Raw genomic sequence first — 20414 nt, forward strand, 5'->3', positions numbered from 1 at the left:
ACCCGTAGGCCCTCAGTCAGGGGATCAGCACCGCAAGGCACTGCGGAGATCTTCGACTCGGCGGTAGTGGACGGCGGCCATCCCGATTTCACGAGCCGCTGTGACGTTGGCGTAACTGTCGTCGATGAACAGGCACCGGCCAACCGGGACGCCGGCCCGTTCGGCATTTGCTGAGCCCGAGATCACTGGCCAGCCGGCCGATGCTGAGTCCGTTGAGGCCTTCAAATGAGGCGACTTCGACGGCGTGCCGGGCAATCCCAAATCCCCCCACTACTCCCCCGGGAGTAACAGTCCCCCCGTGCCCCCTCCGGGAGTAACCCACATCTCGCCCCCAAGCCCGACAGATCCCCCGCTCAGCCCCCGGACGATAGATGCAATCAACCACCGTCCAAAGAGGGGGACCCCGCACATGAGGGCCACAACGCTGGAGACTCCGAAAAACACCAAGCCACCAAGCAGCACCTCACGCACCCGCCGCAAACTCCCCTGGCTCGTGCTCGTCCTCTGGATCGCCGTAATCGCCGTCGTCGGCCCCCTTTCCGGCAAACTCGGTGACGTGCAGAAGGACAGCGTCGCCTCCTACCTCCCGGCGAACGCCGACTCCACCCAGGTCGCCGCGATCCAGGACAAGCTCCCGGGCGGCGAGTCCACCGACCTCGTGATCGTCTACCACCGCGACGGCGGGCTCACCGACGCCGACCGGGGCACGGCGCAGCAGCAGGTCACCAAAATCGCGGCCGCCTACCCGCTCTCCGGTGGAAAGCCCCCGCAGGGCGTCCCGTCCACCGACGGTACGACGCTGATGTATCCCCTCTCCAGCACCGGGCCCGGCAACGACTCAAAGGCGCGGACCACTTTCGTCAAAGGCATCCGCGACATCGCCACTGACATCAACGGGCTGAGTGTCCAGGTCGGCGGTCCCGGCGCGTTCGACACTGACGCAACCGAGGTGTACTCCGCACTCGGTGGACCACTGCTCTACACGACCGTCATCGTCGTCGCCGTCCTGCTGATCGTCATCTACCGCAGCCCGACGCTGTGGCTGCTGCCACTCCTGGCGGCGGGTGCGGCGGACACATTGGCCCTGGGCATCACCTACGGCCTCAACCGGGCCTTCGGCGTCTCGGTCAGCGGGCAGAGCACCGGCGTGATGACCATCCTCGTGTTCGGGGTGGGAACCGACTACGCCCTGCTGCTCATCGCCCGCTACCGCGAGGAGCTCCGCCGGACCGAGCACCCGTACGAGGCGATGCTCACCGCGCTGCGCAAGTGCGGGCCCGCGGTCCTCGCCTCAGCCGGCACGGTGGCCCTCGGCATGCTGTGCCTGCTGGCAGCGGACCTCAACAGCAGCCGGGGCATGGGTCCGATCGCCGCGGTGGGTGTGCTGTGTGCGCTGTTCGCCATGATGACGCTGCTGCCCGCGGTGCTGGTGCTCCTCGGCCGCCGGGTGTTCTGGCCGCTGGTCCCGAAGTTCGGCAGCGAACCCAGGAGAAAAGGCATCTTCGCCGCGACCGGCAACTCAGTGCGCCGCAGGCCCACCGCAGTCCTGGTAGGTGGTGTGGTGCTGCTCGGAGCTCTCGCCCTGGGTGTCCTCCAACTACCGGGCGGTCTCAAGCAGGAGGACAGTTTCAGCACCAGGCCCGAGTCGATCTCCGCGATGGAAACCCTCGGCAAGGCGTTCCCGGAGCAGAGCAGCCGGCCCGTCACCGTGATCTCGCCGACCGGCAAGGCAGATAAGGCCCAGGCAGCAGCCCGGTCCACCCAGGGCGTCACGAAGGTGGAAACCGGCCGCAGTGGAGACGGCTGGACCGAATTCTTCGTCACCACCATCAGCCCGCCGGAATCCGAAGGCGAAACCAACACCATCAAGGCGTTGCGCTCCACACTCGACGGTTCCTACGTCGGTGGCCCCAGTGCGCAGCAAATCGACCTGCGGGACACCAACAGCCGGGACAGGAAAGTTGTCATCCCCATCGTGCTTGTCGCGGTGACGCTGATCCTGATCCTGTTGCTGCGCAGCCTCGTCGCCCCGCTGATCCTCGTCGTCGCGGTGGTGGCGGTGTGGGGCGCGGCGCTGGGCATCGGCGGGCTGGTCTTCGGATCGCTCTTCGGTTTCAACGGCACCGATCCGGGACTCGCACTGCTGTCCTTCGTCTTCCTTGTCGCCCTCGGCGTCGACTACGGCATCTTCCTGATGCACCGGATGCGGGAGGAAGCCTTGGCGGGGGCGGAACCTGAGGTTGCGACACTGAGCGCACTGCGTTCCACCGGCGGGGTCATCACCTCGGCGGGTGTCGTCCTGGCCGCGACCTTCTCCGTACTGATGAACATGCCGTTGGTGCCGTTGGCCGAACTCGGCTTTGTCATCGCGGTGGGCGTCCTTCTGGACACCTTTATCGTACGGACGTTCCTGGTCACCGCGGCGTCGCTGCTGTTGCGCCGCAAGGTGTGGTGGCCCGGCCCGCTCAGCCGATCACCTCGAAACTGATCACGTCGATGCCAATCGCGTCGATCATGTACAGAATGCCCCTTGACGATCTCCACAAGGGACTTCTGTACATGATCGACGCAGCGATTTCCACGAGGATGTGTACGTGACCACCCTGGGCAAGCGCATCACCGCCGCGATCCGCCGGAACCCGGCGGACGCACAGCACGTCCTGCGCAACGACGCGCTGCTCACCCTGGCGATCATGACCTCCTCCGTACTGATGGCGGTGATCCCCGGCGACGGCGGCCGACCGGACGCACTGGGCTGGGCGTTGCTGCTCGGCGGACAGCTGCCTCTGGTGTGGCGGCGGTCGCATCCGGCGGTGGCACTGGTGGTCATGGTCGCCTGCATCGGGCCTTACCACGCCCTGGGAAACACCCACACCGCAGCGGTGATGGGATCGATGGCCGTGCTCTACAGCTATGCGGTCTCCGTCCCACCCCGGCGCGCTGTGCTCAGCGGGTTCACGGTCATCGGCAGCACGGTGGGCGCGAACTGGATCTCCAATGCCGGAAGTGCCCTGGAGACGTTGCGTGTCTCCGGCTGGATCGCCGCCGTGCTCATCTTCGGGATCAACGTCCGCATCCAGCGCCAGCGCGCCGTACGCGCGAAATTGGCCCACGCGGAACTGACTGACCGTCAGGTCACCGAGGAGCGCCTGCGCATCGCCCGCGACCTGCACGACCTGCTGGCCCACTCCATCACGCTGATCGGCGTGCAGGCCTCAGTCGCCTCCCATGTGCTGAACACCGATCCCACGCAGCTCGACCGGGCAGCGATCGCCGAGGTCCTCAACGGGATCTCCGACACGTGCCGGACCGCGCGTGCCGAAGTACGGACCACACTGGAAGTCCTGCGCCACGGCGACTCGCCGGGCATCGACGGCCCCCTCCCCGATCTCGCCGCGCTGCCCGCCCTCGCCCGCCGCGCCGGGGCCCAGTTGACGCTGGACACCGAATCCGCGCAGGTCAGACCGGCGGTCGCAGCAGCGGCTTATCGCATCGTGCAAGAAGCGCTGACCAACGTGTCCAGGCACGCCGGCGCCGGTGCCCGGGCCACCGTCAAAGTCGAATCCCGTACGGGCCTGTTGCACGTCAGCGTCACTGACAACGGCAAGCCGCCCGGCGGCACTTCGGGTTCCGGCTTCGGACTGGTGGGCATGCACGAACGCGCCCGCAGTGTCGGCGGCACCCTCCGGGCGGGTCCGCTCCAGCTGGGCGGATTCGAAGTGACGGCGGCACTGCCGTTGTCAGCACGCAGCATCCGAGAGGACTCCGCATGATCCGGGTACTGCTCGCCGACGACCAGACCCTGGTCCGCAGCGCTTTCGCGATGCTCATCAGATCGGCCCCGGACATGGACGTCGTCGGCGAGGCGGGAAACGGCCAGGAGGCCGTCGACCTGGCCTGTGCCACCCCGGCCGACGTCATCATCATGGACATCCGGATGCCTGAGCTGGACGGCATCGAAGCGACCCGGCTGATCGCGGAGAACCCCGCCCTCGCCGGATTGAAGGTCCTCGTCCTCACCACATACGACACCGACGAGAACATCGTGGAGGCACTACGCGCGGGGGCGTCCGGATTCCTGGTGAAGGACACCATCCCGGCCGATCTGCTCGTTGCGGTGCGTACGGTGTCCGCCGGGGAGGCACTACTGTCCCCCGGCCCCACCGCCCGGTTGATCTCCCGGGTGCTGAGCGCTCCCCCGGAACCGCCGGTGACCGCCAGTCTTGACGGGCTCTCCGCGCGCGAATGCGAAGTCGTCACCCTCGTCGGCCGGGGGTTCAACAACACGGAGATCGCGGAGAACCTCGGGCTGAGCCCGCTCACCGCGAAGACGCACGTCAGCCGGATCATGCGGAAACTGCGCACCCGCGACCGGGCGCAGCTTGTCATCGCTGCCTATGAGTCGGGACTGGTGACGCCACGCAGCGGGGGTCCTGTCGACAGTGGAGTGTGAACTCCGGCTTCGGGGCTTCGGGGCTTCGGGGCTTCGGGGCTTCGGGGCTTCGGCCACAGTTTCGCCGTACGGGTTGCGCGAGTTCCTGGCGGAGTGCTTCAGCACCGCGGCTTGTTGAGCACACGGCGTCGCGATGGAAACTCGCATGCGGCAACCCGGGCCGACGTGCAGCATGGTGCGATGCCGGAGCTGCTGTGGGATGACATCAAGGAGTGGTTCGACCCGTACGAGAACGGGACGGTGCCGGACGTGTGCGTGTCAGAGACCTCGATGGCCGACTGGCAGGCTCTCCTTGACCTCGTGCGTCTGCGCGGCTGGCCTGTCGAGTACTCACTGGACGATGCAGCGACTACCTTTCCGTTGCCGGACCGAGCCGAGGACCTCTTCGCCCGTACAGACCACAGCTTCGCAACGGTCAGAGTCTGGCCCGCCCCTGACTTCGAAGTTCTCTTCCGGCCGTTCACGGTCGAGGAGATCTGTTGCGACGTCTTTCTCGTGGATTTGCAAGGCCAGCAACGTCTTGATGTTTTGTGCGCTTTCATGCGTAGCGTAGGTCGTGAGCTGGGCAAGCCGGTGCTGATGACAGCAGAAGGCGACGATCCGGGATACCCGTTGATCGGCTATGAGGTCGATGCCGACCGGATGGTTCGACTTGCCGGCTCTTGGTTCGGCTGATGACCGGCAGCGTGAGCGGGCAGGATTGTTGACCGCCGCGCTGACGACCTTGGGATCGGCATCGAAGAGGTGCCGTCCTCGCGCCGACTCAGGTCACCCGACTCGGGTAGCTCTGGTCACCATGCGTTGATGACCGGCGCGTCAGGTTCGTGCTGCCGCCAGGCTTCGTTGAGGCGAGCGAGCCGGTCCGCGGCGGCGATGCCGCGCAGGGACGCGACCTTGCCGGCACTGACCTCGATCACCACGGCGCCCACGACCCGGTCCTCGATCACGCCGAGGACGGCCGGGGAGCCGTTGACCAGCGCGATGTGGAACGCGAGGGAGCCGCCGGCCAGCCGCCGCTTCGCCGGCGTGGCCTTGAAGCCGGCCCGCACGTAGGAGGCGACGCGCTCGCGCGTCTTGTACCGCAGCAGCCGCCTGGCCAGTCCGGCGCCGTCCGAGACCGCCGTCACGTCGTCGGTGAGCAGCGCCACCAGCCGTTCGGTGCGCCCCGACGTGGCGGCGGCGAGGAACTCCTCGACGATCCGGCGCGCGGACGCGGGGTCCACCTCGTCGCCCCCGCGGCGCTCGGCGGTGACCCGGCGTCGGGCCCGGTGGACATGCTGTTGGCTCGCGGACTCGGTGATGCCGAGGATCCCGGCGATCTCGGCGTGGGGGTATGAGAAGGCCTCACGCAGGACGTATGCGGCCCGTTCGACCGGCGAGAGGCGCTCCATGAGGGTCAGTACAGCCAAGGACACCGATTCGCGCTGTTCGAAGGTGTCGGCCGGGCCTAGCATCGGGTCACCCTCGAGGAGTGGCTCGGGCAGCCATTCACCGGCCGCACGCTCGTGGCGCGCGTGCGCCGAGCGGAGCCGGTCGAGGCAGAGATTCGTGACGACCTTGGTCAGCCACGCCTCCGGCACCTCGACCCGTTCGTGGTCTGCAGCGTGCCAGCGCAGGAACGTGTCCTGCACAGCGTCCTCGGCGTCGGCGGCCGAGCCGAGCAGACGGTACGCGAGCGAGGCCAGCCGGCCCCGGCCGGCCTCGAATCGATCGACGGCGACGGTATCCATGCGGGACACGCTATGCGGCGACCCGTACACCGGTCCGGTCCGGTGCGGTGGCCAGGCGGCGCTTGCGCTTCGGCATGCCGAAGGTCGGGTGGGCGATGCCCCACCCGGCCCCCTTGAGCACACTCGACTTGAGCCGCGCGGCGGTCCGGCCGCCCAGGTACCAGGACTTCGATCGGACGTCCCCGTCCACCAGCTGGAAGATCGCGTCCCGCCGCCCGAGGCTGATGTGGTTGCCGTAGTACTTCAGCCCGGTGGTCGGGACCTCGCTACCCGTCAGGCGCGCGATGATCGCGGCGGTCGCCTGCATGTTGGTGAAGCCGGCCGAGGCGCAGGACATCGGCAGCGGCCGGCCGTTCTCGCCGATCGCGTAGGCGCAGTCACCGGCGGCGTAGACGTCCGGGTGCGAGACCGAGCGCATGGTGCGGTCGACGACGATCTGGCCGGTCCCGGCGACCTCCAGGCCGCTGGCGGCCGCGATGGGGTGCACGGCGAACCCGGCCGACCACACGGTCACGTCGGCCGGGATGGACGCACCGTCGGCAGCGATCGCCCTCGTCGGCTCGACGGCTTCGATTCCGGTGTGCTCGTGGACGGTGATGCCGAGCCGGTCGAAGGCCTGGCGCAGGTGGCGGCGGGCCTTCGGGGAGAGCCAGGCGCCCAGTTCGCCGCGGGCGGCGAGTGCGACCGAGAGGTCAGGCCGGGACTCGGCGAACTCGGTGGCGGTCTCGATGCCGGTCAGCCCCTCCCCGACGACGAGCACGGTGCCGCGCTCGCCCAGGCCGGCCAAGCGCTCGCGCAGTCGCAGCGCCGAGGACCGGCCGGTCACGTCGAAGGCGTACTCGGCCACGCCGGGGACGCCATGGTGGGCGACGGAGCTGCCGAGCGCGTAGAGAAGCGTGTCGTACGCGAGCTCGCCGTCGCAGTCCTCGCCGGTGACAGCGACGGTCCTGCGCTCGGGATCGACGCCGGTGACGCATGCCAGGCGCAGCCGCACCCCGGTGCCCGCGAATACGTCGGCGAGCTTGCGGACCGCGAAGTCCTGGCCGATCGCGAGCTGGTGGAGCCGCATCCGCTCGACGAAGTCGGGCACGGCGTTGACGACGGTGATCTCGGTGTCGGCGGGGGAGAGCCGCCGGGCCAGGTTTCCGGCGGCGAAGGCCCCGGCGTATCCGGCGCCGAGTACGACTATGCGGTGCTTCATGACGTTGCTCCTGTCTCGTTCGTGTGCCCCTTGAACGAGACGGCGCTCCGATTGCTGACAGGAGTCGGATGTGACGCGGGTCACAGAACTGCGCTGAGCAGTTGAGACTCCGACAGGCGCTTAGGGCTACCTTGGGCAGTCGAAACGGAGCGATGGCCACCTACTGATCGGGCTGGCCAACTACCGGTCGGTGTCACACCGGACTTCAGCGTCCGGGGCGCGACTGGAACGCTCGACCACGTCCAGCCAGTCGTCGGTGCCGCCCTCGGCACCGAAGCTCATGTTTCAGCGGCTGAGGTATTCCGTGACCACAGGAGCGAGGACGTCCCAGGCCACCGCGTGATTCTGGCCGTCCAGAGTGCGGTGCCGCGCGGCGGGCAGTGCGCCAATGAGCGCCTGCGCTGCGGCATCTGCCCAGGCTCCGCTGTCACCGCCGGTCAGGATGAAGGTGGGAATCTTGACGGAAGCGGCCAGGTCGTCCGGCAGAGTGCTGTCACCCATCACGGCGGCGTCGTAGGCGAGCGTGTGCGCCACGGCCTCCATACCCGGCCACATCGGTGCCTGGCGCATCCCCGAAATCATCTCCTGGGGCAGTCCGACGCTGGTCATGAACAGCGCCATGGCGTCACCACGACGGTCGGCGTCGAGCAGGGCGGTGAGCTGGGTGGCGTACGCACGCTGCCGACGCGGAGCGTCCGGGTCGACCATGAACGGCGGGTCCCACACGGCCAGTTCGGTGATGGGCAGGTCGGCGGCGGCAGCGCGCAGGGCCAGGACGGCACCCGAGGAGTTGCCGAAGACCGCCGCTGCTCCACCGGCTGCGGCGATCACCGCGCCGAGGTCCTCGATTTCCCGCTCGACCACGTAGGGCAGTGTGTCCCCGCTGTCGCCGCGGCCCCGGCGGTCGTAGTTGAACACCGTGAAGTCCGCGGCCAGGAGCTCGGCCAGCGGCGTGTGGATCCCCCGCGCACACGATGCGCCGCCGACCAGGACGACCGGCTTGCCCGCGCCGATCCGGTCGTACGCGATCTCAGTGCCGTCACTGGAACGTGCCTTGTCCATGGGATTGCCTCTCCTTCGTGATCGGCCGGTGTCACTGGTGGCGCTTCGCCGCCCGTTCCCCGCTGCCATCGGCGCGAGTCCGACCCCGTCTCGTCCAAAGTAGAGCCGGGCTCTGACATTTCCCGCAGACATCAAGGGTCAAAGGTGAGCGGATCACCCGGCGGGACGTCCGGTTCCCGGTGGATCACAGAGTGGCGCTGGGCGTGCAGGTCCGCGCGGCGGCCGGCACACCAGTGAGCTGGAGCTGGCGGCGACCACCGCCCCAGGCGGCAGTGTGCAACTCGCAGACACCTATAAGGAATTCACCCGCTCTCAGTCGGCGGCCAGGCGAACTTCGGCGGTCCGGGGGAACCGACGACCAACAACTCCGCGGAGGCTTTGTACGCGTCCTCGACCGGTGCGCTCGGCGAGGAGTTCCGAGCTGCCGTCCTGGATGCGCAGCTGCTCGTCCCTGGCCCGGGCGCGATGCCCAGGTCGGATGGGTCCGGTCAGGCGAGGTAGGTGCGGGCGAGGGCGGCGATCCGGGTGGAGGCGTAGCCGTCGCCGTAGGGGCTGGGGGTGGCGGCGAGGCGTTGAGGCAGGCCGGTGTCGGCGAGCAGGGCGCGCGCCACCTCGGCGATTCGGGGGCCCGGGGCGACCAGGTGGGCGAAACCAGCGGTGATGGACTGCGGGCGCTCGGTGGAGTTGCGGACCACGATCAGCGGTTTCTTCAGCACAGTGGTCTCCTCCTGGAGGCCTCCGGAGTCGGACACCAGCAGCCGGGCACTGCTGGCCAGGGCCAGATAGGTGCGGTGATCCAGCGGTCCGGTCGGGCTGAGCCGGTCGAAGTCGGCCTGGAGGTTGTGGCGGGCGGCGGCGGCCCGGGTGCGCGGGTGGGCTGCGAAGAGCACTGGCAGGGGCAGTTTGGCCAACTGGCGGAGGATCGCGGCTAGCCGCTCGGGGTCGTCGGTGTTCTCCGGCCGGTGGATGGTGGCCAGGATGTAGCGGTCGGGGTCAAAGCCGAACTGTGCCAGCAGGGCTGCCCTCTCGTCGGCCGGAGGAACGGCATCCCTGGTGGCTTCGACAATGGTGTTGCCGGTCAGGGCGATCCGTTCGCTGCCGACGCCCTCGCGTTTGAGGTTCTCCACATCCTCGGGGGTGGGCGCGCAGTGCCAGTCTGCGAGTACGCCCACCAACTGACGGTTGATCTCCTCTGGCATGGCGCGGTCGCGCGAGCGCAGCCCGGCTTCCACATGGATCACCGGGATGCCGAGGAAGTGGGCGGCCTGGGCCGCGGCCGCCGCCGTGTTGGTGTCGCCCTGGACCAGCACCGCGGCGGCAGGCTGCGCGGTGAGGTGCGCGCCCAGCGCGTCGATGACGGCGGCGAACTGTCGGCCGCGCGGCTGCGCGCCCACATCGGTGAGGACGACCTCGGGTGCGGGAAGCTCGTTCAGGAAGGTGGCGGACATGTCGTGGTCGTAGTGCTGTCCGGTGTGGACCAGGTAGGCCTGCGGGCCCAGCAGCCGGACGATGTGGGCCATTTTGACGATCTCGGGACGGGTGCCGATGACCACGGCGATGCGGGGGGAGCGGGAGTGGGTCATCACGGGCTGCCTTCCTTGAACGGAGTCGGTATCTTGCCTGGGCTCAGAGCTCGGAAGCCGGAAGCCGGTAGGCGGTCTGTGGGTGCTGTACCGGCCCGGATATGGGCGCGTGGGAATGGTCTGCGGCCAGTCGGGCCGGGGCGGGCCCGGTCCAGCGCCCGCACGGGGCCGGAGCGCCTCAGTTCCGCAGCGCCCGGGTACCCCTCGGTGGACCCGCCGTCCGGCCCTGCGTCTGGTCACGGACAGCCCGTCTACGAATCGGGGAGCGGGACGTCCGACGTCTTCTCGCTCGGCGAGGCCACCTCATTCATGACACACCCATGCGATTGCGTCGGCGGTACAAGATGAATCCACCGGCGAGCGCCACGGACAGGGTTGTGCCCGCGACGGTCGGGTCCACCAGTGGTGTCGGTGTGATTACAGGCTGCTCCTGGGTGGCACGCCTGGGACGGGGAAGATCCGCCTCGGCTTCGTGCTCGCGGGCGGTTTTTGCCCACTCGGTGCGGCCGTTGGCGATGGCGAACAGCGCCTTCCAAGCGCAGAGGAAGAACAGGTAGTTCATCAGCAGGAACGAGTGCCCGTGCAGCAGCGCGCGAGGCCAGTTCGTCTCCGGGGCGCGGCGCTTTTGCAGGACGGTGGCGACCAGGGCGGGCCCGAAACTGATCAGGTACCAGAGCACCACGCTGAGCGTGGTCATCAGCAGGCTGGCGTCGGAGAGGAAGTAGTCCTGGCAGTGGGCGATGAAGTTGAACAGGGCGACATGCCACAGGATCGACCACGGCAGGTCCAGCACCCGGGGCACCAACAGGTAGAGCGACAGTTCGGTGGCTTGGACGTGGGTCAGGCGCGGGGAGTGCCAGATCTCCGGAAGCCGCCGCCCGCAGGACGTGTGCCCCTGATACCAGCGGGTGCGCTGTCTGACCAGCCTCCGGAGCTGGTGCACACCCTGCTGGGAGACCGCTGCGAACGGGGTGGTCGACAGCTTCCACCCGGAGAGCACCATGGTGATTGTCAGGTCCAGGTCTTCCGTCAGACAGGCCGACCAGGGTCGCTCGCCGACCATGTCCAAAGCGGTGAGCCGCGAGAACTGCCCGTTGCCGCCCAGGCTGACCGTGCCGGTCGAGACCCGGCCGAACTGGGTGACCGCAGCCACCGCCCAGAGATAGAAGTCCTGGATCCTGGTCAGGTAGCTGTCCCGGTCGCGGATGCGCACCGCCAGTTGGACCCCGCCGACCGCCGGGTCCGCGAAGCGGCGCGCCACGTGCGCCACCGCGCCGTCGGACAGATGGCCGTCGGCGTCCATGACCCCCACCAGAACGCGCTCGTGCTGCTGCCGCACCGGCGGAGACCACCCGCACCGGCGTCACGTTCCACTGGAGCGATGCGCACCAGCCTGAGGACATACGTCGCCATCGGGCGCGCGGCATGAGCGGTCTACTTCCTGTCACACGACGCGGCCGAGCGAGCCCAGGAGAGCCGAGACAGTCGGAGCAGCGACAGACCCAGGAAAATCGTTCCTGCCGCTACTCCTCCAACAGTGAAACTTTCCAATCCGGTATACGCCAGAATTGCGGGGCCGGGGTACATGGAATTCACACCTCACTTCAGTTAACTCGAACAAAAACCATAATTCGCTCGGATCGCCCTGCATAATCCATCAGGCCGTTCAGTGGGCGAGCAGACGCCGGTATGTCAGGGCGTTTCGCACCAAGCATCCGAACCAGGCGACGCCGTCACGTGTATGTCCGTGCCGCGCAGTTCACACTTCAGCACAAGAAATTCCGTTGCGGTCTCCTGACGTCCGCAGCAATTCCTAAAATACCCAAAGAGCCTATTTGTTAATATTTACGACCTTTATTAGTAACTACTGACCTTCGCCTGCACCCTTGACGTTCCGTCAGGTTCTGCTGTGCCGGAGGTATGGGATCTGGACGTGGGGCGCAACCGGACCGTGCGGAGCGGGAGGTACGGCGGCTCCAGGCCGCCGGCCTGTTTCAGGCAGGGGGTCGGGCAGGCGAAGGTCGCGCGGTTGCTGGGGGTGAGCCGGCAGGCGGTCCATCAGTGGCATCAGGCGTGGGAGACCGGCGCCCGGAACGGCGAGCTCCGGACGACTGATGACGAAGTCGACGGCGGTCGGAGGTCTGCGGTGGGGAAGCTGAAGGCTGAGACCGCCTGAGAATGGCTCACTACGAAGATCCCGCAGATGCTAATCCTCGAGAAGCCGGGCACGCAGCTGCGTGATCAGCTCCTCGTCGACCCCGAGATGCCGCGCCGCGTACTCGTGCACGGAGCCGTATGTCGTCGTCAGGTCCGCCAGCACCAGCTGCATGACCTCCGCCGGTGCCCGTCCGTAGCCGGGCCAGTTCATCGTCCGGTCGGGGTTGGCGGCCTGCCAGTCGGCGAGCAGGCGGTCCGTGGCCAGTCCGGTAAGGGCGAAGTCCGCGATGATGTCGTCTTCCGGCACCCCGAGCAGCGTGAGGATCAACGCGGCGAGCAGGCCCGTACGGTCCTTGCCTGATGCGCAGTGGAAGACCAACGGGTCACTCCCGGCGGCCACGAGGTCGAGGGCTTGCCGGAGTTCCTTGGCACCGTCGAGTGCGACCTCCGCGTATCGGTCCGCGAGGTAACGCCAGGGGTCCAGGGTCGGGTCGATCTCCGCCTGGTCGTACGGGCGGTGCTCCACGCTGAGGTTGTAGAACGCGAGGTCCTCGTGCTCGGGCACGCGGCCCTTCGCGGCTATCTCCCAGGGATAGCGCAGGTCGATCACCGTACGCACGCCGAGGCTGCGGAAGCGGTCCCAGTCGTCACCTTGAAGCTTGGCGAGCGAATCGGACCGGTAGAGGATGCCCCAGCGCACCGTCTGGCCGTCGGTGGTGCGGTAGCCGCCCAAGTCGCGGAAGTTGTGCAGACGTGCGAACTCGAGGTGCCTTTTCATAGGCTGCACTCTAGAGCGACATCGTTTCGGGGTGGCCGTAAGTGCGTGTGTGCGTAGTTCGGCTGCCCTCATGGTTACCGTTGGTCCACTGATCGTGTCCGCCGTCTGTGGGCGGCTGAGACCCTCGAACCGGCTCACCTCGTTACCAGGAGTCCACGTGATATCCCAAGGCGCAAAGCTCGCTTCCCAATGCCCCGGCTGCGGAGACGTGCAGGTCCTCGACGTCCGTCAGTTCATCGACGACGGCAAGCTTCAATGGAGCGCCGAGGACGCCTGCGGAGGCTGCCCCAGCCGCTGGGACGACAGCGGGGCCACTCCGGAGGAGATCCGGCAGGCCATCCTGAGCGCGCACGGCACGGCCCGGCTGCACCTCGCTGAGACGGAGTCGAACTTGATCTCCGTACACAGGGCTCTCCGTGAGGTTCACGACCTGTCCATGGTTCAGGCGCGCGGGATGGCCGCCGAGCTGAAGGCAAACGGCCTGACCGGCACTCTCGTGGAGATGGAGCTCGTGGCTGCGGCACTGCGGGGTCGCGCGGTCCCGGTGGAGGTCAAGAGTTGAAAGATCCTCGAAAACTCAGGTTCACCGGAGTCCCGGGGCCGGCACTCCCCACCGGCTGACTTCCCGTCACCCGAGCAGGTGGTCCTAACTTGCACGTGTCATGCAAAAGCGGCCTCCTTGGCCAGGACACACCGAAGTTATGGGGTCAGACCCATGGCAGCCACCGCACGCAAGCAGATCCTCGCCGGGCTCGACGCGATACGCGACGACCTGACCGATCTCTACCGCGACCTCCACGCGCATCCCGAACTGTCCTTCGCTGAGCACCGTACGGCTGCCGAAGTGGCCCGCCGTGCCGAAACCCTCGGCTACCAGGTGACCACCGGCGTCGGCCGGACGGGCGTCGTCGCGACGCTGCACAACAACGAGGGCCCGACGGTGCTGTTGCGCGCGGACTTCGATGCCCTTCCCGTACGGGAACACACCGGGTTGCCGTACGCGTCAACGGACACCGGCGTCGACCCCGACGGCAACGAAGTCCCGGTGATGCACGCGTGCGGCCACGACATGCATGTCACGTGTCTGCTTGGCGCGCTCAGCCTGCTCGCGGACAACCGCGACCAGTGGTCGGGCACCGTGCTGGCCGTCTTCCAACCCGCTGAGGAAATCGGGCACGGCGCGCAGGCGATGGTGGACGACAACCTGTTCGAGCGCTTCGGGACGCCGGACGTCGTCCTGGGCCAGCACGTCATCCCGATGGCCGCCGAAATGCTCGCCTGCCACGCCGGTCCGACGTTCTCGTCCGCCGACGGATTGCGCGTACAACTGTACGGACGCGGAGGCCACGGATCGATGCCGCAGTCGTCCATCGACCCGGTGGTCATGGCCGCCGCGACAGTGCTGCGCCTCCAGAGCATCGTGTCCCGTGAGGTCTCCCCCATGGATACGGCAGTGGTGTCCGTCGGCTCGCTCCACGCGGGCACGAAGGGCAACATCATCCCGGGCGAGGCCGAGTTGAAGGTGAACATCCGGGCCTACAACGAGCCGGTCAGGACCCGCTTGCTCAGTGCGGTCGAGCGGATCGTACGGGCGGAAGCCGCCGCATCCGGTGCCGAAAGAGAGCCTGACATCACGCCGCTGGAGTCGTTCCCGATCTTGGTGAACGACGCGGACGCGACGCTCCGTACCCTCGCTGCGCCTGCCGAACAGTTCGGCGCGGAGAATAGGGAATTCCACGACATTCCGAGCGTGCTCGACACGCCCGTGCCGGTGGGGCCGGTAGGTGAAGACGACGTCGGCTCCGCACTCGGCGAGCCTGCGGGCGGTTGCCGCACCGATGCCGCGGCTGCCACCGGTGATGAGGGCTACTCTTCCTGCGAGTTCGTTCATGTGCACCAGCAATGTTGCGTCGGGGAACATGTGCTGGCGGGAATCAGTCAGCGCGTTTCGCGGGCTGCCACGGCGCTTGGTGCCCCGGGATCCGCGTCGATCATGCTCGGAATGCTGTCCTGCGCTCGATTCCACAGCATGTGGAGCATGATCGACCGGAGCCTGGTCGACCGGAGCCTGGTCGACCGGAGCCTGGTCGACCGAAGCCTGGTCGACACGGGCAAGCGGGGGAACCCCCGCTCACCCTCCGACTACCGCAGTACCACCGGCAACGTCTGGTGCCCGTTCGAGATGAACGACTCCACCGGGCGCAACGTGTCCGAAGGCGCGGCCAGCGTCAGTTCCGGGAAACGGTCGAACAGCGCCGACAACGCGATCCGCGCCTCGATGCGGGCCAGTTCCGCCCCGAGGCAGAAGTGCGTGCCGAAGCCGAAGGCCAGGTGGTCACGGCGGGTCTCGCGGGTGATCTCGAAGTCGGCCGCGTTCTCACCGTGTACGCCCGGGTCGCGGCCGATCGCCGCGTAGTTGATGACAAACGCGTCGCCCTGCTTGAACGTCAGGCCGGTCTCCTCGTCGGTGATGTCCTCGACCGCGAAGCGCATCAGGATGTTGGCGATCGACGCCTGATGGCGCAGCGACTCCTCGACCACGTCGGCCCACTCCGCCTTGTCCGCGCGGATGAGCGCCAACTGCCCGGGGTTGTCGAGGAGGTTGACCACAGCGTGGTCGAGCAGGTTCACGGTGGTCTCGTGCCCGGCGCCGATCAGCAGCATGAGGCTGTCGAGCAGTTCCTGCTCGGACAGGCCGGCACCGGTCTCCTCGTCGCGGGCTTCGATGAGTCCGCTGGTGACGTCGTCGCCGGGGGTCGCGCGCTTGACCGCGACAAGCTCGCCGAGCAGCTTGTACGCGGCCATGCCGTTCGTCAGCGCCTGCTCTTCGGTGAGGTCGGTGGCGAACAGGCCGTTGATCGCGCTGCGGAACCCGTTGTGCATGTCCTCGGGCACACCGAGCAGCCTGTTGACGACCAGGAGCGGGAGCACCCAGGCGAACTCCGCGCGCAGGTCGACCTGGTCCTCGCCGGCCTCGATCTTGTCGAGGAGGTCGTTGGTGATCTGCTCGATCACCGGAATGAGCTCGCGGACGCGGCGAGCGCTGAACGCGGTGCCGATGAGCCGGCGGAGGCGGGTGTGCTCAGTGCCGTACGCGGTAAGGGCATTCCGTACGTCGACCCAGATCCGCAGCGGCCACTTCTCCGGCATGTCGCCGTTGCTGTATGCGGGCCAGTGCTGGTGTGCGTCCTTGGAGATGCGCTTGTCCGTCAGGAAGCGTTTGGCGAGCCCGGAGTCGGTGACCGACCAGGCGACGACCCCGCCGGGCAGTTCCACCAGGGTGGCGGGGCCGGCGGCGCGCAGTTGGTCGGCCTCGCCGTGGATGTCGGACGCAGTGGGGTCTATGCGGAAGGGGCAGCCTGCGGTCGGCGTCTCAGCAGTCATGGTTTTTCGCTTTCTGGTTATGAGGTGGAGGTCGGGTAGGTACTTGGCCTTCTAGCCAGTGGTCGGGAACGTCACCGGCACTGCGGTCCAGCCCGAGTGGAACGTCCCCGGCCGCCGGACGAGTTGGTCATGGCGGCAGGCCAAGGTCAGGTCCGGCAGTCGGTCGAGTATGCGTTCGACGGCGGTCTCCGTGATGACCCGGGCCAAGTCCGGTGCGGGGCACCCGTGAACACCCGCGCTGAACGCCAGGTGCGCGCGGTTTCCAGCGCGGCGGTCGGCGGTCGCGGCGAGCGCGGGATCGCTGTTCGCGGCAGCAAAGGAGACAAGGATCGGCACACCGGGCTCAAGGCGGACTCCAGCGTATGTCTGCGGCTCCCGGGCGTACAGGGGACTGTAGTTCGAGATCGGCGGGTCCTCCCACAGCACGTGGTCGAGGGCTTCGCCGACGGGCTGGACTCCAGTGTGGACGTTTCCGCCGAACCGCTTGTCGGCGATCATCAGCAGCAGTGCGTTGGCGATCAGGTTGGAGCTCGGCTCGGTTCCAGCGCCCACCACCAGCAGGATCTGCTGGATCATCTCGGCGTCCGTCAGCCGGGCGGGGTGGGCGATCAGCCAGGAGGTGACGTCCGCCCCGGGTTGGCGGCGTTTCAGCCGGCACAGCTCCAGGCACGCTGCCTCCAACTCGGAGTTGGCCTGCGCGGCGTCCGCCGCCGTGTCGAACAGTTTCGCGATGGCCTGGACGATGCGGCGGCCGACGTCCGGCGGACTGCCGAACATCTCGATCAGCACCTGCATGGGCAGCGGCCCGGCGAAGTCGGCGACCAGGTCACCGTGCCCCTGCCCGGCTATGCCGTCGATGAGGGCGTCCGCGACGCGGGTGACGGTCGTGGCCAGGGCGTGGGTGTCCACCAGTTCGAGACTGCCGGTGATGGACCCGCGCAGTCGTGCGTGCGCCTCGCCGTCCAGCCACAGCGCGTTGTCGCGGGGTTGCATCATCGCCAGCGCCGGGCTGTCCGCGGGCACCTGTCCGGCGCGCAGCGCCGCCCAGTTACGGGGGTCCTTGGCGAAGACGGTGGGGGTGTTGCGCAGCAGGTGCAGCGCGGACCGGTAGGTGGTGGTGATCTGTCCGGCGACTCCTGGAGAGATCTCAACCGGCGCGATCGGGCCGAGGGCGCGCAGTTGTGCGTACACGGCGCGGGGGTTCGTGCTGAACACCGGGCCGTACAAAGGGACAAGGGTCATCACACAGGCTCCGGGTGCAAGGTCAGCAGGTACTCAACGAGGTGGATGAGGGCGGCCTTGGCGCTGTCCCGGTCCCGGGCGTCGCAGACGACGAGCGGTGTGTGCGGTTCAAGGTCCATCGCTTCGCGCAGTTGTTCAAGGCCGTAGACCGGAGCGCCGGGGAAGACGTTGACGGCGACGGCGTACGGAAGGTCGAGCTCTTCGAGCCGCCCGATCACCGGATAACTCTCGCCGAGTCGACGCGTGTCGGCCAGGACCAGTGCCCCGAGGGCACCCCGGGTCAGATCGGTGAGTACGGGGAGGAAGCGCGGCTGGCCGGGGGCACCGAAGAGATAGAGCACCAGATTGTCCGTGAGGTGCAGCCGTCCGAAGTCCATCGCGACCGTGGTGCGGGTCTTCGCCGGGACGTCCCGCAGGTCGTCGGTGTCGACGCTCGCCGCGGTCATGACCTCTTCGGTGCTCAGCGGCCGGATCTGCGACAGCGTGCCGACGTAGGTTGTTTTGCCGACGCCGAAGTGGCCCGCGATGACGATTTTGACGGCGGTCTCGTCGCCTCGCAGGTGGGTTCCGGCCGCGGGGTTGGTCTGCCTGGACATCGCCGGGCTAGAGGGCGCGGAGTCCATTGAGGAGTGCCTCCAGGAGCTGTCGGTCTGGCTTCCGGGCGGCCAGGATCGTGGCCCGGGTGGTTATCTGGCCGCTCTCCATGAGGTCGGCGAGGATGATGCGCAGGACGCTGAGTGCCAGGTCCAGGTGCGCGCCGATCTCCGCCACCGAGAGGGCCCCGGGCAGGCACAGGTCCAGGACGCGGTTCTGTTCGGGGGTGAGTCCAGTGCGCGGGAGATCGTTGTGGACCTTGACCAGGGTGATCGCGTCGAAGTGGTTGCGGCTGGGGGCCGACCGGCCGCCGGTGACGACGTACGGTCGGACGAGTCCGCTGTCCCGGCCGCGCCGGGCCGGGCTCATGACCCGGCGTTCGGGCCAGTTTGTCCAGGTGTGGGCCGTACGGCCAAGGCCATCTCCTGCCCGAGGCGGTCGATGGTCTTCTCCATCGCGTAGGACACGGCCTCGACGTCCGCGCCGGATCCTGCGGACAGCGCCAGGTAGGTGCCGGGTCCCGCTGCCATGAAGAACAAATAACCTCCCCCGTACTGAATCATCGTCAGTTCCCACGGGGTGTCCTGGCAGTCGGCGAACTCCGCGGCCTCGCGGCTGAGCGCCTGCATGCCGGAGACCGCGGCGGCCAGTCGGTCAGCCATGTCGCGGTCCATGTCCCGGCAGGTCGCGACGGTCAGACCGTCCGCGGACAGGAGGATGGCGCGCAGGGTGTGCGGCAGGCGGAGCAGGTGCTCGTCGAGGATCCAGCCGAGCCCGCTGAGATCGGCGCCGGGGGTGGTCGTCATTGCTCAGGGGTCCTCTCATCGGACGTCTGCGACCGCAGGGCGGCCTCGCGTCCCCGGACGAACGCACCCAGGCTGCGGCCCGGGGCGGTGGGAGTCTGCATGCCCGGGTGGTCCTGGGCGGAGATTGGTTTCGGCTGGTGCCGGCGGCGCTGCGGGAGCCCGTCGGGGCGGCGGTCCAGGTCCAGGTCCAGGTCCAGGTCCGGACCCGGGTCCAGGTCCAGGTCCGGACCCGGGTCCGGGTCAAGCTCGGGCTGGGGTTCAGCGACCGCACGAGTCGCCTCAGGTGCCGCTTGGTCGACCGTACTCAAAGATTCAAACTCGAACGGCGGTTCGACGACCTGCGGTGCGACCGCGGGCAACCCCGGAACAGCCGTCAGCAGGTTCCGCGGCAGGTACACAACCGCCCGGACGCCGCCGTAGTCCGATTCCTGCTCCACGCTCACCCGGAAGCCGTACCGCGCGGCGAGCACGCCCACCGCCGCGAATCCAAGCTTCGGTGGGTTGCGCAACTCTGTGAGCCGTACGGGCTTCTCGCCGGTCAGCAGCCGGGCGGCCTGGTCGCGGTCCTCCGGCTTCAGGCCGACTCCGGCGTCGTCGATGACGATGCTCACACCGTTGTGGGCCTGGACGAACCACACGTGGACGTCCGCGCCGGGCTCGGAGTGCCGGGCTGCGTTGTCGAGGAGTTCGGCGACGGCCAGGACCACCGGCTCGACGGCCCGGCTGACGACTGAGACACCCGGGTCGCCGGTTATCTTGACGCGGTGGTAGTCCCGGATCCGGGACACGCCGCCGCGGGCGACGTCGAGGATCGGGGAGGCGACGCGCTGACGGCCCGGCCAGGAACCGGTGAGTACGGCGAAGACCTGTGCGCGGCGGGCCAGTTGGTTCCCTGCGTGGTCGATCGCGTTCGCGTCGGCCAGGACACGCTCGTCATCATGACGGTTGATCATGTCGATGATCGCGCCCTGCTGCTCGTTGAGCAGCCCCTGCATCGACCGGGTCACAGTCTTGACCGCGGTCTGCGCCGCGCCCTCGGCCCGCTCGACCGCCTGCACCCGCACATCCCGGAACTGTGCGAGCACCGCTTCCTGGGATTCGGCGAACGGCGTCCCCGCCAGTTCTTGGGGGTGCAACAGCCCGGGGGCTTCCTCCTGCCGCCCCCGCCACAGCCCGTTCATGAGTGCGGGCACCCGGTGCTCGGCGAGATACCGCAGTTCCTCGTCCCGCACCCGTACTGCCTGGTCATGGAGCCGTGCCGCGTCTTCCAGGACCCGGACGCGGCCCTCGTTCGCCACGGCGGACCGCCGGTACCGCCACGCGGCAAGCCCTGCGGGAACCGTCGGCAGCAGGAGGAGCCAGGCCGCCGAGTCGGGTATGGATGTCATTCAGTACCTCAAGCACGCAGCGACTGCGGCGCAAAG

The 20414-nt window shown here is 68.1% G+C and carries 19 protein-coding genes and 2 pseudogenes; 7 read left to right on the forward strand and 14 right to left on the reverse strand.

The annotated features are described in order from the left end of the window. Positions 1–24: 24 nt before the first annotated feature. Positions 25–186, reverse strand: coding sequence for an HAD-IA family hydrolase (locus AC0Z36_RS04175; protein ID WP_485461328.1), 162 nt, complete (start codon positions 184–186; stop codon positions 25–27). 223 nt (positions 187–409) lie between these two features. Between AC0Z36_RS04175 and AC0Z36_RS04180 the strand changes: the two genes are divergently transcribed. The 4 genes from AC0Z36_RS04180 (at position 410) to AC0Z36_RS04195 (ending at position 5128) form a co-directional block, all read left to right on the forward strand. After that, positions 410–2488 (forward strand): MMPL family transporter, encoded by a 2079-nt coding sequence (locus AC0Z36_RS04180; protein ID WP_485461281.1) that lies wholly within the window; start codon positions 410–412, stop codon positions 2486–2488. A gap of 106 nt (positions 2489–2594) precedes the next feature. Further along, positions 2595–3773, forward strand: a complete 1179-nt coding sequence (locus AC0Z36_RS04185; RefSeq protein ID WP_485461282.1) for a sensor histidine kinase — start codon at positions 2595–2597, stop codon at positions 3771–3773. Further along, complete coding sequence (locus AC0Z36_RS04190) at positions 3770–4453, forward strand: response regulator transcription factor (RefSeq protein WP_485461283.1); 684 nt, start codon at positions 3770–3772, stop codon at positions 4451–4453. The genes AC0Z36_RS04185 and AC0Z36_RS04190 overlap by 4 nt, the downstream gene beginning before the upstream one ends. A gap of 180 nt (positions 4454–4633) precedes the next feature. Beyond that, the gene (locus AC0Z36_RS04195; protein WP_485461284.1) at positions 4634–5128 is read left to right on the forward strand and encodes a hypothetical protein; all 495 of its coding nucleotides are present in this window, start codon (positions 4634–4636) and stop codon (positions 5126–5128) included. A 116-nt stretch (positions 5129–5244) separates the two neighbouring features. Here AC0Z36_RS04195 and AC0Z36_RS04200 read toward each other — a convergent pair whose 3' ends face one another. From AC0Z36_RS04200 to AC0Z36_RS04220, 5 genes are all read right to left on the reverse strand, one after another. After that, positions 5245–6183 carry a sigma-70 family RNA polymerase sigma factor gene (locus AC0Z36_RS04200; protein ID WP_485461285.1) on the reverse strand — a complete coding sequence of 313 codons (939 nt, stop codon included), beginning with the start codon at positions 6181–6183 and terminating at the stop codon, positions 5245–5247. A gap of 10 nt (positions 6184–6193) precedes the next feature. Next, positions 6194–7384, reverse strand: a complete 1191-nt coding sequence (locus tag AC0Z36_RS04205; RefSeq protein WP_485461286.1) for an NAD(P)/FAD-dependent oxidoreductase — start codon at positions 7382–7384, stop codon at positions 6194–6196. Positions 7385–7669: 285 nt separating this feature from the next. Then, positions 7670–8446 carry an alpha/beta fold hydrolase gene (locus AC0Z36_RS04210; protein ID WP_485461287.1) on the reverse strand — a complete coding sequence of 259 codons (777 nt, stop codon included), beginning with the start codon at positions 8444–8446 and terminating at the stop codon, positions 7670–7672. Positions 8447–8934: 488 nt separating this feature from the next. Next, positions 8935–10029 (reverse strand): non-hydrolyzing UDP-N-acetylglucosamine 2-epimerase, encoded by a 1095-nt coding sequence (gene wecB, locus AC0Z36_RS04215; protein ID WP_485461288.1) that lies wholly within the window; start codon positions 10027–10029, stop codon positions 8935–8937. 307 nt (positions 10030–10336) lie between these two features. Continuing rightward, positions 10337–11368 carry a glycosyltransferase family 2 protein gene (locus AC0Z36_RS04220; RefSeq protein ID WP_485461289.1) on the reverse strand — a complete coding sequence of 344 codons (1032 nt, stop codon included), beginning with the start codon at positions 11366–11368 and terminating at the stop codon, positions 10337–10339. 612 nt (positions 11369–11980) lie between these two features. Here AC0Z36_RS04220 and AC0Z36_RS04225 point away from each other — a divergent pair. Continuing rightward, positions 11981–12205 (forward strand): helix-turn-helix domain-containing protein, encoded by a 225-nt coding sequence (locus AC0Z36_RS04225; RefSeq protein ID WP_485461329.1) that lies wholly within the window; start codon positions 11981–11983, stop codon positions 12203–12205. Positions 12206–12235: 30 nt separating this feature from the next. Here the strand turns inward: AC0Z36_RS04225 and AC0Z36_RS04230 are convergent, their stop codons facing one another. Further along, positions 12236–12964 carry a tyrosine-protein phosphatase gene (locus AC0Z36_RS04230; RefSeq protein WP_485461290.1) on the reverse strand — a complete coding sequence of 243 codons (729 nt, stop codon included), beginning with the start codon at positions 12962–12964 and terminating at the stop codon, positions 12236–12238. Between the two features lie 157 nt (positions 12965–13121). Here AC0Z36_RS04230 and AC0Z36_RS04235 point away from each other — a divergent pair, with 157 nt between their 5' ends. After that, positions 13122–13526: a hypothetical protein gene (locus tag AC0Z36_RS04235; protein WP_485461291.1), complete on the forward strand. Its 405-nt coding sequence runs from the start codon at positions 13122–13124 to the stop codon at positions 13524–13526. 153 nt (positions 13527–13679) lie between these two features. Beyond that, a pseudogene (locus AC0Z36_RS04240) lies at positions 13680–14642 on the forward strand (amidohydrolase); the annotation flags it as partial. A gap of 102 nt (positions 14643–14744) precedes the next feature. Here AC0Z36_RS04240 and AC0Z36_RS04245 read toward each other — a convergent pair. From AC0Z36_RS04245 to AC0Z36_RS04275, 7 genes and pseudogenes are all read right to left on the reverse strand, one after another. Beyond that, positions 14745–14855: pseudogene (locus tag AC0Z36_RS04245) on the reverse strand (SDR family NAD(P)-dependent oxidoreductase); the annotation flags it as partial. 251 nt (positions 14856–15106) lie between these two features. Continuing rightward, positions 15107–16348: a cytochrome P450 family protein gene (locus AC0Z36_RS04250; protein WP_485461292.1), complete on the reverse strand. Its 1242-nt coding sequence runs from the start codon at positions 16346–16348 to the stop codon at positions 15107–15109. Positions 16349–16399: 51 nt separating this feature from the next. Next, on the reverse strand, positions 16400–17590 hold the full coding sequence (locus AC0Z36_RS04255) for a cytochrome P450 family protein (RefSeq protein WP_485461293.1): 1191 nt from the start codon (positions 17588–17590) through the stop codon (positions 16400–16402). Next, positions 17590–18213, reverse strand: a complete 624-nt coding sequence (locus AC0Z36_RS04260) for a GTP-binding protein (RefSeq protein WP_485461294.1) — start codon at positions 18211–18213, stop codon at positions 17590–17592. Before AC0Z36_RS04260 ends, AC0Z36_RS04255 begins: the two co-directional genes overlap by 1 nt. Then, positions 18194–18553 carry a DUF742 domain-containing protein gene (locus AC0Z36_RS04265; RefSeq protein WP_485461295.1) on the reverse strand — a complete coding sequence of 120 codons (360 nt, stop codon included), beginning with the start codon at positions 18551–18553 and terminating at the stop codon, positions 18194–18196. Before AC0Z36_RS04265 ends, AC0Z36_RS04260 begins: the two co-directional genes overlap by 20 nt. Beyond that, positions 18550–18990, reverse strand: coding sequence for a roadblock/LC7 domain-containing protein (locus AC0Z36_RS04270; RefSeq protein WP_485461296.1), 441 nt, complete (start codon positions 18988–18990; stop codon positions 18550–18552). The genes AC0Z36_RS04265 and AC0Z36_RS04270 overlap by 4 nt, the downstream gene beginning before the upstream one ends. After that, positions 18987–20378, reverse strand: a complete 1392-nt coding sequence (locus AC0Z36_RS04275; protein ID WP_485461297.1) for an ATP-binding protein — start codon at positions 20376–20378, stop codon at positions 18987–18989. The genes AC0Z36_RS04270 and AC0Z36_RS04275 overlap by 4 nt, the downstream gene beginning before the upstream one ends. Positions 20379–20414 lie beyond the last annotated feature (36 nt).

It is taken from the genome of Kitasatospora sp. UYEF31, assembly GCF_057291755.1.

What these genes read in the sequence shown, in the direction of transcription:
- AC0Z36_RS04180 (WP_485461281.1), top strand. Translation starts at nt 410, where the DNA reads ATGAGGGCCACAACGCTGGAGACTCCGAAAAACACCAAGCCACCAAGC.
- AC0Z36_RS04190 (WP_485461283.1), top strand. Translation starts at nt 3,770, where the DNA reads ATGATCCGGGTACTGCTCGCCGACGACCAGACCCTGGTCCGCAGCGCT.
- AC0Z36_RS04195 (WP_485461284.1), top strand. Translation starts at nt 4,634, where the DNA reads ATGCCGGAGCTGCTGTGGGATGACATCAAGGAGTGGTTCGACCCGTAC.
- AC0Z36_RS04200 (WP_485461285.1), bottom strand. Translation starts at nt 6,183, where the DNA reads ATGGATACCGTCGCCGTCGATCGATTCGAGGCCGGCCGGGGCCGGCTG.
- AC0Z36_RS04205 (WP_485461286.1), bottom strand. Translation starts at nt 7,384, where the DNA reads ATGAAGCACCGCATAGTCGTACTCGGCGCCGGATACGCCGGGGCCTTC.
- AC0Z36_RS04210 (WP_485461287.1), bottom strand. Translation starts at nt 8,446, where the DNA reads ATGGACAAGGCACGTTCCAGTGACGGCACTGAGATCGCGTACGACCGG.
- wecB (WP_485461288.1), bottom strand. Translation starts at nt 10,029, where the DNA reads ATGACCCACTCCCGCTCCCCCCGCATCGCCGTGGTCATCGGCACCCGT.
- AC0Z36_RS04230 (WP_485461290.1), bottom strand. Translation starts at nt 12,964, where the DNA reads ATGAAAAGGCACCTCGAGTTCGCACGTCTGCACAACTTCCGCGACTTG.
- AC0Z36_RS04250 (WP_485461292.1), bottom strand. Translation starts at nt 16,348, where the DNA reads ATGACTGCTGAGACGCCGACCGCAGGCTGCCCCTTCCGCATAGACCCC.
- AC0Z36_RS04255 (WP_485461293.1), bottom strand. Translation starts at nt 17,590, where the DNA reads ATGACCCTTGTCCCTTTGTACGGCCCGGTGTTCAGCACGAACCCCCGC.
- AC0Z36_RS04260 (WP_485461294.1), bottom strand. Translation starts at nt 18,213, where the DNA reads ATGGACTCCGCGCCCTCTAGCCCGGCGATGTCCAGGCAGACCAACCCC.
- AC0Z36_RS04265 (WP_485461295.1), bottom strand. Translation starts at nt 18,553, where the DNA reads ATGAGCCCGGCCCGGCGCGGCCGGGACAGCGGACTCGTCCGACCGTAC.
- AC0Z36_RS04270 (WP_485461296.1), bottom strand. Translation starts at nt 18,990, where the DNA reads ATGACGACCACCCCCGGCGCCGATCTCAGCGGGCTCGGCTGGATCCTC.
- AC0Z36_RS04275 (WP_485461297.1), bottom strand. Translation starts at nt 20,378, where the DNA reads ATGACATCCATACCCGACTCGGCGGCCTGGCTCCTCCTGCTGCCGACG.